We start from the raw sequence: 11,644 nt of genomic DNA on the forward strand, positions 1-11,644 counted from the left end.
CTTAGAGGGAGTGAGTGCGGTCGCCGCGCTGGAATCCGGCGAGGGCGGGGGCGTCATGGTCGTCGCCGTCTATCATGCGCATGCCGCGCGACAGCGCGATGACCTTGAACAGTTCGCCCATTTCCGCCTCCGACAGCAGCTTCTGCACCGCATTGGCGGCCGGCAGGAAGGCGCGCGTGTCGTTGGGGTCGAGCGTCATCAGCAGTTCAGTGATGCCGGCATTCATCAGGAACCGCGCCTGCGAGCAGAAGCCCGCGACCTGCATGGCCGCCTCGACCGCCGCCTCGGCCACGCCCGTGAAGTTCACGTGCGCGGTAATGTCCTGCAGGCCTGGGTAGAGGAACGGATCGGGGTGCGCGTGATGGCGGTAGTGGCACATCAGCGTGCCGCCCGAACGCTGCGGGTGGTAATACTCGCTGGCCGGAAACCCGTAGTCGATGAAGAATGCGACCCCGCGCGCGAGCATCGCGCCCACGGCGCGGATGAAGCCTTCGGCCTCCGCGTGCGTCTCCGTGACCATGTCGTGGTCGCCCGGGATGGCGGCGATCGCGGCGGGGATTTCGGCATCGGCCAGCACGCGGTCCTGATAGGCGAAGCCCGCGGCGCCTTCCCGCCTGACGCCGCGCTCATACCAGCGCCCGCCTTCGCGCGCGAACAGCCGCACGGGCATGGCGTCGAGCACCTCGTTGCCGACGATCACGCCTTCGAAGCGTTCCGGCAGCGTGTCGTGCCAGACCACGCGGTCCGCGAGGTGCGGCGCGCGCTCGGTGAGCGTCTGGCGCTGGCGTTCGCGCAGCTCGCCCGACAGCTCGACGATCGCGTACCGTGACGGCAGCGCGCCTTCGGTTTCCAGCGCCAGCAGCAGATCCGCGGCCAGACGGCCCGTGCCCGCGCCGAATTCCATGACCGCGGGCAGGCGTTCGGCGATCAGCGGCGCGAACTGGCGCGCCAGCGTGCGCGCGAAGAACGGCGTGAGCTCCGGCGCGGTGATGAAGTCGCTGCCATCGCGCGCGTCGCGGCCGAACTTGGCGGCGCCGCCGCTGTAATACCCGAGGCGCGGCGCGTAGAGCGCCATCGACATGTAGCGATCGAAACCGATCCATCCGCCGCCCGCGTCGATGGCATCGCCAATACACAGGGCAAGGGCATTCGACGCTTCGAGCGCGTCCTGGGGGGGAAGGGGTAGACTAGCGACTTTCTGCATACCGCGAATTGTAGCAATGCCCGCTTCCCAGACCCCTGACACCTCCATCGCCAACGCTACCGCGACGCCGCGCGGCGTCGCGCTGGTCACTGGTGGCGCGCGCCGGCTGGGCCGCGCTATCGCGCTCGAACTGGCCGCCGATGGCTGGGACGTGGCCGTGCACTGCAACCGCTCGGTGGCGGAGGCCGAGGCGCTGGCCGTGCAGATCCGCGCATTGGGCCGCCGCGCGGCGGTGCTGCGCGCGGACCTCGCTAACGAGGCCGAAACGGGCCGCCTGATCGCCGACTGCGCCGTGGCGCTCGGCACGCCGACGTGCCTCGTCAACAACGCGTCGCTGTTCCAGTACGACGTGGCAACCAGTTTTTCCTATGCATCGCTGGACACGCACATGCGAACCAATGTGGCCGCGCCGCTGCTGCTCGCGCGCGAGATGCACAAGGCGCTGGCCGCCGATGCCGACGAAGGTCCGAAGGGCGTCGTGATCAACCTGCTCGATCAGAAACTCGACAACCTGAACCCGGACTTCCTGTCGTACACGCTGTCCAAGGCCGCGCTGCAAACGGCCACGATGCAGCTGGCGCAGGCCCTAGCGCCGCGCTTGCGCGTGGTGGGCGTCGCGCCCGGCATCACCATGGTGTCCGGCGAGCAGACCGGCACCGGCTTCAGCCGCGCGCATCAGATGACGCCGCTCGGCAAGTCTTCCACGCCGGAGGATATCGCGCAGGCCGTGGCCTATCTGGCCGCGGCGCGCGCGGTGACCGGCACCACGCTGTACGTCGACGGGGGGCAGCATCTGATGCCGCTGCACCGCGACGTGATGTTCCTTACAGAATGACCTCATGACCATGCTCGCCGCACTATCCCATCCCAGCCTGACCGACTGCCGCCGAATGTTCCTGCGCAACTATGAAGTGCAGATCAACATCGGCGTGCACGAGTTCGAGAAGAAAGGCGAGCAGCGTGTGCTGGTCAATATCGACCTGTTCGTGCCGCTGGCCGAATGCACGCCGCACGCCGACAAGCTCGACGAGGTCGTGGATTACGACTTCATGCGCAGCACCGTGGCCGCGCGCATGGCGCAGGGCCATATCCATCTGCAGGAGACGCTGTGCGACGACCTCGCGCGCGCGATGCTGCAGCATCCGCAGGTGCGGGCGGTACGCGTGTCCACGGAGAAGCCGGACGTCTATCCCGATTGCGACTCGGTGGGCGTCGAGGTCTTCCACATCAAGCCCGTCTGAACGTTTCGAGGGGGTCAAGTAGAATACTGGCCCGCCCGAACCCCCACAGCAATGCCCTATGAGTCACTCCGCTAACTTCTATCGTCTCGAAACGCGCCTCCAGTCGTTGACCGGAAAGGCCATTGGCGACTTCGGCATGATCGAGGACGGCGATACCGTGCTCGTGTGCATGAGCGGGGGCAAGGACTCGTACACGATGCTGTCGGTCCTGATGGCGCTGCAGAAGCGCGCGCCCATCCAGTTCAAGCTGATCGCGATGAATCTGGATCAGAAGCAGCCCGGCTTTCCCGAACACGTGCTGCCTGAATACCTGAAGTCCACGGGCGTGGAGTACGTGATCGTCGAGGCGGACACGTATTCCATCGTCAAGGAGAAGGTGCCCGAGGGCAAGACGACCTGCTCGCTCTGCTCGCGCCTGCGCCGTGGGGTGATCTATCGCACGGCGAAGGAGCTCGGGGCGAACAAGATCGCGCTGGGGCACCACCGCGACGACATCGTCCAGACGTTCTTCCTGAACATGTTCTTCGGCGGCAAGATGAAGGCGATGCCGCCCAAGCTCGCGACCGACGATGGCCAGCATATCGTGATTCGCCCGCTCGCCTACTGCCCGGAGAAGGAAATCGCGAGCTATGCGCGCGCGATGGCATTCCCGATCATCCCGTGCAATCTGTGCGGCTCGCAGGAAAACCTGCAGCGCAAGAAGGTGAGCGAGATGCTGCAGCAGTGGGAGCGCGAGCATCCCGGCCGCATCGACAACATCTTCGCGTCGCTGCGCAACGTGGTGCCGTCCCATCTGGCCGATACGGATCTGTTCCCGTTCACGGGGCTGGCCACGGGCCTGGCCAAGGTGGACGAGGCCTCGCTGTTCGGTGAGACCACGTACTCGCAACAGCCGCTGCAGTTCGCGGGCAGCGCCGAGGAGAATCGCATCGAGTTCGTGCGGTTCGAGCGCGGTGACAGTCGCGTCGCCAGCACTGACAACCCTGCCAGCGTCTGAGCCTCTGACATAAACGATCGCCGCCCGCTGACGAAATGTCAGCCGGGCGGCGTTTTCGTTCGAAACGGTGGCTTCTGCGTGGCACGCGCCGCTGGAACAATGCATCCGGTTACCACTGCATTGACTGCCGGATCATGACCCGCTTCCTTTCTCCCGCCGATGTCGCCCATATCGTGGCGACGCAAGGCTTGCCCCACGTGCTGCGGCACATGGCGCGCTATATCGAGCAGGACTACCTGCGCTGGCAGGACTTCGACAAGACCGCGCGCACCGCCGCCCATTCGGCGCGCGGCGTGATCGAGCTGATGCCGATCGCGGACGACAGCCACTACAGCTTCAAGTACGTCAATGGCCATCCGGCCAACACCGCCGATGGGTTGCCGACCGTGATGGCCTTCGGCACGCTTGCCGACGTCTCCACGGGCATGCCGCTGCTGCTGTCCGAACTCACGCTGACCACCGCGCTGCGCACGGCCGCGACTTCCGTCGTGGCGGCGCGCCGCCTGGCGCGGCAGGATGCGGCGACGATGGCGCTGATCGGCAACGGCGCGCAGGCCGAGTTCCAGGCGCTGGCCTTCCACTATCTGCTCGGCATCCGCACGCTGCGGGTGTATGACACCGATGCGGCCGCCACGCGCAAGCTGGCGGGTAACCTGCGGGACATCGAGGGACTCGTGGTGGTGCCGTGCGCGAGTACCGCGGAGGCCGTGCGCGGCGCGGACATCGTGACGACGGTGACCGCCGACAAGGCCTACGCGACGATCGTCACGCCGGACATGCTCGCGCCGGGCATGCATCTGAACGCGGTCGGCGGAGACTGCCCGGGCAAGACAGAGTTGCATCCGGATGTGCTGCGCCGCGCGCGCGTGTTCGTCGAATACGAGCCGCAGAGCCGCATCGAGGGCGATTGCCAGCAGATGCCGGCCGACTTCGCGGTCACCGAGCTCTGGCAGGTTCTGGCGGGGCGTTTGTCCGGACGGACCGAGGCGAGCGAGATCACCGTGTTCGATTCGGTGGGGTTCGCGCTCGAGGACTACTCGGCGCTGCGCTATCTGCGTGACAGCGCGGACGCGCTCGGCCTCGGGCAGACGCTCGACCTAGTGCCGCGGCAGGCAGATCCGAAGGATTTGTTCGGGCTGCTGCCGGTGCGCCGGGTTGCGCGCGCGCCGGCCATCGCCTGAGCCTGAAATCGACCTGATATCAGTCCGATATCGGCCTGAGCGGGACGGCCGCATTTCAAGCGGCCGTCTCAAACACTCAGTTGTTGGACGCCTGCGAGGGCGCCCCGTTGTTGCCCTCGCGAATCAGCGAGCGCGTGTCGTCGATCCATTTCTGGAACCGGTCCACCGCGTGGGCCTTCTGCTCGGGCGTGGTCAGGTTGGCGATCGTGACCGTCAGGTCCACGCCGGCCTGATTGCTGTCCTTGCCCGGGCGCTGCCAGTGATCCGCATACCGCCGCAGCATTTGCTCCACCTGCGGCTTGGGCGGATGCGTGCTCTGGACTTCCTTCGCCAGCGCCACCCACTCTTTCTGCCGCTGCACGCGCTGCGCGTAGCGGGCATCCGCCCCCTGCATGTACGGCCCCATCGCGTCGCGGATCGCGCGCTCCTGCTCGGTCGAGAACCGGCCGTAGATCAGCTTTGCGTACTCCATCACCTTGTCGAAGCGCGCATCGAGCCGCGCCGCCTCGTTGCCGCGCAGGAACTCCTTGCGGTATTTGGCGTTGCTCTCGTCGAACTTGGCCTGCATCCGGTCCGTCTGCTCGGGCGTGAGCGTCAGCAGCAGGTTGGCGAGGTCGGGCACCGCGTTCTCGAACGCCTGGCGGCCCAGGCGCTGCGTGTCCTGCTGGACCTGCTGGACCATCGCGGCGTTGACGGGCTGGGCGACTTCGCCCTTGACACGCGTCAGCACGGTGGCGATCTCAGGCAGTTGCTGCCGCCGGTGCCAGCTGAAGAAACGCTGGATGGCCTCGCGCGTGGGCGGCTCCTGGGCGTCGGAGACGTCCACATACCGGTCCACCCACCAATATGCCAGCCGGTCGCCCTGCTGATAACCGAGCTTCATTGCGTTGCAACCGCCCAGTGCCACGAGGACCACACAGGCGGTAATAGCTGCAAACCATGAAAAAATGCGCTGTCGTTGCATATGTTGCGTTTTGTGAGAATCGGAAACCACGGGACGTCGGGCATAACCCGCCATGCTAGAATCGGCGCGCATGTTTACTGGGGCCGCAGAACGTCCCGCAACCCAGTCCTGACAACGATTTCGCCGCATTGGACGGTGAAACGATCCGTGGCGCGGATTTTCAAGTTTCTCTCCGGACACACTCACTTAGGACCTCCTTGTGAATATCGTCATTCTTGCCGCGGGCATGGGAAAGCGCATGAACTCGGCGCTGCCCAAGGTACTTCATCCGGTTGCCGGCCAGCCCATGCTGGCCCACGTCATTGCAACCGCTCGCACGCTTTCGCCGACGAAGCTCGTCGTCGTGGTGGGCCACGGTGCCGAGCAGGTTCGCGCGGCGGTCGGCGCCAGCGACGTCCAGTTTGCCGAACAGGCCCAGCAGCTGGGCACGGGCCACGCGGTCATGCAGGCACTGCCGCTGATCGACGACGGCCAGCCGACGCTGGTGTTGTACGGCGACGTGCCGCTGACGAGCGCCGCCACGCTCAAGGCGCTGCTGGACGCGGCGGGCAGCGAACGCCTGGGCGTGCTGACCGTCGAGATGTCCGATCCTACCGGATACGGCCGCATCGTACGGAACGCGGCGGGCAGCATCACCCGCATCGTCGAGCAGAAGGACGCGAGCGACGACGAACGCGCGATCCGCGAAATCAATACCGGCATCATCGTCTGCCCCACGGCGCGTCTGCGCTCGTGGCTCTCGACGCTGCGCAACGATAACGCGCAGGGTGAGTACTACCTCACCGATACCATCGAACGCGCGGTGCAGGACGGCGTGGAAGTCGTGTCGGCACAGCCTGCCGCGCTGTGGGAGACGCTGGGCGTCAACAGCAAGGTCCAGCTTGCCGAGATCGAACGCATCCACCAGCGCAATATCGCGCAGCAACTGCTGGAGAGCGGCGTGACGCTGCTCGACCCCGCGCGCATCGACGTGCGTGGCCAGCTGACCTGCGGCCGCGATGTGACGATCGACGTCGGCTGCGTGTTCGAAGGCATCGTGCATCTGGAAGACGGTGTTCATGTCGGCGCGCATTGCGTGATTCGTCATGCGAAGATCGGCAAGGGTTCGCGTCTGCAACCTTTCTGCCATATCGACGAAGCAACAATCGGGCCGGACGGACGCATTGGGCCGTACGCGCGCCTGCGCCCGGGCACCGAGCTCGGTGAAGACGTGCACATCGGCAACTTCGTCGAGGTCAAGAACAGCCAGATCAGCCACCACAGCAAGGCCAATCACCTGGCTTACGTGGGGGACTCGACGGTGGGGCAGCGCGTCAATATCGGCGCGGGTACCATCACTTGCAATTACGACGGCGCGAACAAGCTGCGCACGGTGATCGAGGACGATGTGTTCATCGGCTCGGACACCCAACTCGTGGCGCCGGTGACCGTGCGGCGTGGCGCGACGATTGGCGCGGGAACGACGCTGACCAAGGAAGCGCCGGAAGGCAAGCTGACGCTGTCGCGCGCCAAGCAGATGACGCTGGACGGGTGGACGCGTCCGGTCAAGCCGGCAAAGAAGTAACGCAAGCAAATTACGGGGGTTCAAAAATGTGTGGCATTGTCGGCGCGGTTTCTACCCGCAATATCGTACCGGTCATGATCGAGGGCCTGCGGCGCCTCGAGTATCGTGGATATGACTCCTGTGGCGTGGCCATCGTGCGCGACGAGATGCTCGAGCGCGCGCGCACCGTGTCGCGCGTGGCGGATCTCGACACGCAGACGCAGTCGTCGGGCCTCGGCGGCCAGACGGGGATTGCGCATACGCGTTGGGCGACCCATGGCAAGCCCGACACGCTGAATGCTCACCCGCATTTCTCGGACGAGACGATCGCGCTTGTCCACAACGGCATCATCGAGAACTACGAGCCGCTGCGTGAAGAGCTGCGCGCGGCGGGGTACGGTTTCGAGTCGCAGACCGATACGGAAGTCGTGGCCCACCTGATTCATCAGGCTTACACGTATCCGAGCAGCGCGACGCGCGGCGATCTGTTCGCCTCCGTGCGCGTGGTCACCAAGCGGCTGCATGGCGCGTACGCAATCGCCGTGATCGCCAAGGACCAGCCGCAGCGCGTGGTAGGCGCGCGTGCCGGTTCGCCGCTGGTGGTGGCGCTGGGCGAGAACGAAGCGTTCCTCGCGTCGGATGCGCTGGCCGTGGCCGGTACCGCGAACCGCATCGTCTATCTGGAAGAGGGCGACGTCGCCGAGATCTCGCTGGACGGCGTGACGATTCGCGATGGGTCGGACCATGTGGTCGAGCGTGAAGTGCGTGTGGTGGAAGCCCACGCGGCCGCGGTCGAACTCGGGCCGTTCCGCCATTTCATGCAGAAGGAAATCTTCGAACAGCCGCGCGCGCTTGGCGACACGCTCGAGGGCGTGGACGCGATCACGCCGGCGATGTTTGGCGAGACCGCGGAGTCCGTGTTCTCGCAAATCGACAGTGTGCTGATCCTTGCCTGCGGCACGAGCTACTACTCGGGCTGCACGGCCAAGTACTGGCTGGAGTCGATCGCCAAGATCCCGACGCAGGTCGAGGTCGCCAGCGAATACCGCTATCGCGACACGGTACCGAACCCGCGCGCGCTGGTGGTGGTGATTTCGCAGTCGGGCGAGACGGCCGACACGATGGCCGCGCTGCGCCATGCGCGGTCGCTGGGGCATACGCATACGCTCGCGGTCTGCAACGTCGCCACGAGCGCGATGGTCCGCGAGACGGAACTGCGCTTCCTCACGCGCGCCGGCACCGAGATCGGCGTGGCCTCGACCAAGGCCTTCACAACGCAGCTGGCGGCGCTGTACATGCTGACGCTGGCGCTGGCCAAGGTTCGCGGTTACCTGAGCGAAGACGACGAAGCCAAGGCACTGACCAACCTGCGCCACCTGCCGGCCGCGCTGCACGGCGTGCTGGCCCTGGAGCCGCAGATCATCGCGTGGTCGGAAGACTTCGCCCGACGCGAAAACGCGCTGTTCCTCGGCCGTGGGCTGCACTATCCGATCGCACTGGAAGGCGCCCTGAAGCTGAAGGAAATCTCGTACATCCACGCGGAGGCATACCCGGCAGGCGAACTGAAGCACGGCCCGCTGGCACTGGTCACCGAAGCCATGCCTGTGGTGACGGTCGCCCCCAACGACGCGCTGCTCGAGAAGCTGAAATCCAACATCCAGGAAGTCCGCGCACGTGGCGGCCGCCTGTATGTGTTCGCGGACTCGGACACGCACATCCAGTCGTCGGACGGCATTCAGGTGATTCGCATGCCCGAGCACTACGGCGCGCTTTCGCCGATCCTGCACGTGGTGCCGCTGCAATTGCTGGCGTACCACACGGCATGTGCACGTGGCACGGACGTGGACAAGCCACGGAACCTGGCGAAGTCGGTGACGGTGGAGTAAGGCGGGTTAGTGTTGCTGCACGCTGTTGTCATCTACAAACAGATTTGCATAATGCCCAGCGGAAGATTCGCATAACAAGCACAAGAAACTCCTTACGAACCGCAGCCAGACGCCATTTATCTAACTGTTCCCGCCGAGTTGGCATATAGCAAAAAGCGAGGGTCGACCTACATAGGTCGGCCCATTTTTTTGTCTATGAGTGACTGATATGCATCATTTTGCCGCGCTCTGTCGGGAGTCTGGCCACACTATGGCGGAACAGTTTTGAATAACGCCAACCCGGCGATCGTGTGGTGCCCATCTTGACGTTGCGAGAGTCTTGCCGCGCTGGCCCATCTGTTCTGGCTACCCCGTTCGGGGGTTGGACTTCTTGAAGGGTGGAATATATGGTGGTTCGCTATGCAAACGTTAATGCCGTCCATGGACGCAGAAAAGACTGTGGCCCTGAGCTTTCGGGTCACTCCCGCGATGAAGCGGAAGCTCGAGACGGCCGCTGCGCGGGAGCGCAGGAGCCTGACAAATATGTTTGAAGTCTTGGTGGACGACTATTGCCGGACGCACGGCATTAGCGACGATGAGGTTGGTAGCCAGAGAAAGGCTGTTTCCACGGGGAAAAAGAAGGCATGAATGCAATAACGAAGCTGCTGGCGGTAATCCATCCATCGCTTGCCAGCCTCCACGGTGTACCGCTATATGTGTTCCTTATTGTCGCGCTGCTGACAGTAGCCTTCCTGGTTGGCTATGCATTCAAGGGAACTCAAGTTTGGTGGCAAATTTGGTCGGCCCTTCGGGCAATTCGCTCGCTCCGCAAGGACCACGGCGCTCCCGACCCTGCCCAGGTTGGTCGCGCGTTCAGCTGGGAGCCACTCAAGCATCTCTGGACGGAGTACGCCGACACACTGCATGAGCTGCGTATAGCAGGCTCTGGCGGCGCAGCGTTGACTGAAGTCCGTGCGACCGTGCCCGCCGAGTCGATGTTTACTCGCGACGTGCTGGTTGATGGGCGCCTGTTCGACGACTTCACGCGGCATCTTCCCGGTGTGCTGACCGGGTTGGGCATCATTGGTACCTTCGCGGGACTTTTGGATGGCCTTCAACAGTTCAAGCCGACCCCCATTGAGGATGCAGTAAACGGTCTGGGTCCATTGCTGCTTGGTGTTCAGCACGCCTTCGTCGCTTCGGGGACGGCGATTGCTTGCGCAATGCTGGTAGTCTTCATCAGTCGTCTCGTATTGGCCTTTTTATATCGGCTGGTTGAGCACCTCACTCATACCATCGACAGCCTCTACTCGACTGGCGCAGGCGAGGAGTATCTGGCTCGATTGGTCAAGTCGTCGGAGCAAAACGCTACCAGCACCGCTCAATTGAAGGACGCTCTTGTGGAGGACCTCCACAAGATGATGACCAACCTGGTTGACCGTCAGATTGCGGCCCAGGAAGCGTCAACCTTGGCACTCGGTAAGCATATTGGCGAGTCTATCTCCTCGGCAATTGCGGAACCGATGAAGCGCGTTGGCGAGGCAATGGAAGTCACGGCACGTGGTAATGGCGAGCAGGTCAATTCAATGCTTGAAACACTGCTCACCGGCTTCATGGCCAAGCTGGAAGACACCTTCGGTGGGCAAATGCGCAGCATCAACGAACAGATGCAGCGCTCAATGGACTCGATGTCTGCTGTTCAGTCGTCGCTTCAGGGACTCCTTGCAGACATCAAACAGACCAACGAGCAGGCCGCCAATCAGATGAGCGGCACGCTTGAGGACGCCATGAAGAAGGCTGCGGACAACCAGCAGCTTCTTACGGACCAAATGCGCGAGTTCGTCCAGGACTTCCGACGACTGGTGACTGAGGAGCAGAATAAGTCCACGCAGGCCATGGACGAGGCGGTGATGAAGGTCCTCAGCGAAGTGGCTGTCGCCATGGAGAGCCTAGAGGGCACGCGCAAAGCCGCAGCTGCAGAGGAGACCGGAAGGAATGACCGGCTCGCTACCCAGACCAATCAGTTGGTCGGCGGCTTGACTACACAGGTTGAGACTCTGCTGGGCGCGGTTTCGGAGCAGGTCACGAAGACTCAACAGAATGTCGACGCACTTGGAATGGTGTCGCTTCGCGCAATCGATGGCATGAATCAAGGCGCATTGACCATGGGCTCCGCAGCTCAGCGCTTCGAGACCGCCGGTGGCGCGGTTTCGGCTGTGTTCGAGCGTTCGACCAAAGTCGCCGACACGCTGTCGTCGGCCGCTGCTTCGTTGCAGGTGGCATCGACTGCGGTGCAACGTGGGTTCGAGCAGTACGATTCGACCAGGAAGACCGTCGACACTCAGGTAGCTGCCCTGATGGGGCTCATAGAGACGGTCAAGAGGGAGGCTGGTGTGTCCCAAGAGCTTGTTTCCAGCATCAAGGCGAGTGCCGAAGCGATGCGGAAGTCAGAGCAAGAGGCTCGCCTGCACCTGGACCAAGTCAACGCGGCGTTGGTGAAGGCGTTCGCCGATTTTGGTAATTCCCTGGTCAGCCAAGTGAAGTCCACAATAGCTGAGACCGACCGCCATCTCGCACAGGGCACCGGGCATCTGAATGGGGTTGTGCAGGAACTAGCGAATGCTGTTCAGCGCATGAAGAGGGCCTGAC

The 11,644-nt window shown here is 63.9% G+C and carries 9 protein-coding genes; 7 read left to right on the plus strand and 2 right to left on the minus strand.

The window, feature by feature from the left end; genetic code table 11:
• Window position 1: 1 nt before the first annotated feature.
• Complete coding sequence (locus KHP16_RS00595; RefSeq protein ID WP_211959417.1) at window positions 2-1,204, minus strand: class I SAM-dependent methyltransferase; 1,203 nt, start codon at window positions 1,202-1,204, stop codon at window positions 2-4.
• A gap of 16 nt (window positions 1,205-1,220) precedes the next feature.
• Between KHP16_RS00595 and KHP16_RS00600 the strand changes: the two genes are divergently transcribed.
• The 4 genes from KHP16_RS00600 (at window position 1,221) to KHP16_RS00615 (ending at window position 4,623) form a co-directional block, all read left to right on the plus strand.
• The gene (locus KHP16_RS00600) at window positions 1,221-2,039 is read left to right on the plus strand and encodes an SDR family oxidoreductase (protein WP_109582297.1); all 819 of its coding nucleotides are present in this window, start codon (window positions 1,221-1,223) and stop codon (window positions 2,037-2,039) included.
• A 4-nt stretch (window positions 2,040-2,043) separates the two neighbouring features.
• Entirely contained in the window at window positions 2,044-2,445 is a 402-nt protein-coding gene (locus KHP16_RS00605) for a dihydroneopterin aldolase (RefSeq protein WP_109582296.1), read from the plus strand.
• Window positions 2,446-2,503: 58 nt separating this feature from the next.
• Entirely contained in the window at window positions 2,504-3,442 is a 939-nt protein-coding gene (ttcA, locus tag KHP16_RS00610) for a tRNA 2-thiocytidine(32) synthetase TtcA (protein ID WP_109582295.1), read from the plus strand.
• Between the two features lie 134 nt (window positions 3,443-3,576).
• On the plus strand, window positions 3,577-4,623 hold the full coding sequence (locus KHP16_RS00615; RefSeq protein ID WP_211959418.1) for an ornithine cyclodeaminase: 1,047 nt from the start codon (window positions 3,577-3,579) through the stop codon (window positions 4,621-4,623).
• A gap of 76 nt (window positions 4,624-4,699) precedes the next feature.
• On the opposite strand, the gene KHP16_RS00620 is transcribed toward KHP16_RS00615, so the two are convergent.
• Window positions 4,700-5,506, minus strand: a complete 807-nt coding sequence (locus KHP16_RS00620) for a DUF6279 family lipoprotein (protein WP_211959419.1) — start codon at window positions 5,504-5,506, stop codon at window positions 4,700-4,702.
• Window positions 5,507-5,786: 280 nt separating this feature from the next.
• Here KHP16_RS00620 and glmU point away from each other — a divergent pair, with 280 nt between their 5' ends.
• The 3 genes from glmU to zorA all read left to right on the plus strand — a co-directional run bounded on the left by glmU (window position 5,787) and on the right by zorA (window position 11,643).
• Entirely contained in the window at window positions 5,787-7,151 is a 1,365-nt protein-coding gene (gene glmU, locus KHP16_RS00625; protein WP_115953884.1) for a bifunctional UDP-N-acetylglucosamine diphosphorylase/glucosamine-1-phosphate N-acetyltransferase GlmU, read from the plus strand.
• Window positions 7,152-7,177: 26 nt separating this feature from the next.
• Entirely contained in the window at window positions 7,178-9,016 is a 1,839-nt protein-coding gene (gene glmS / locus KHP16_RS00630; protein WP_109582292.1) for a glutamine--fructose-6-phosphate transaminase (isomerizing), read from the plus strand.
• Between the two features lie 623 nt (window positions 9,017-9,639).
• Window positions 9,640-11,643 (plus strand): anti-phage ZorAB system protein ZorA, encoded by a 2,004-nt coding sequence (gene zorA / locus KHP16_RS00635; RefSeq protein ID WP_211959420.1) that lies wholly within the window; start codon window positions 9,640-9,642, stop codon window positions 11,641-11,643.
• Window position 11,644: the final 1 nt, after the last annotated feature.

The organism is Cupriavidus plantarum, from assembly GCF_905397285.1.
Classification (GTDB): Bacteria; Pseudomonadota; Gammaproteobacteria; order Burkholderiales; family Burkholderiaceae; genus Cupriavidus; species Cupriavidus plantarum.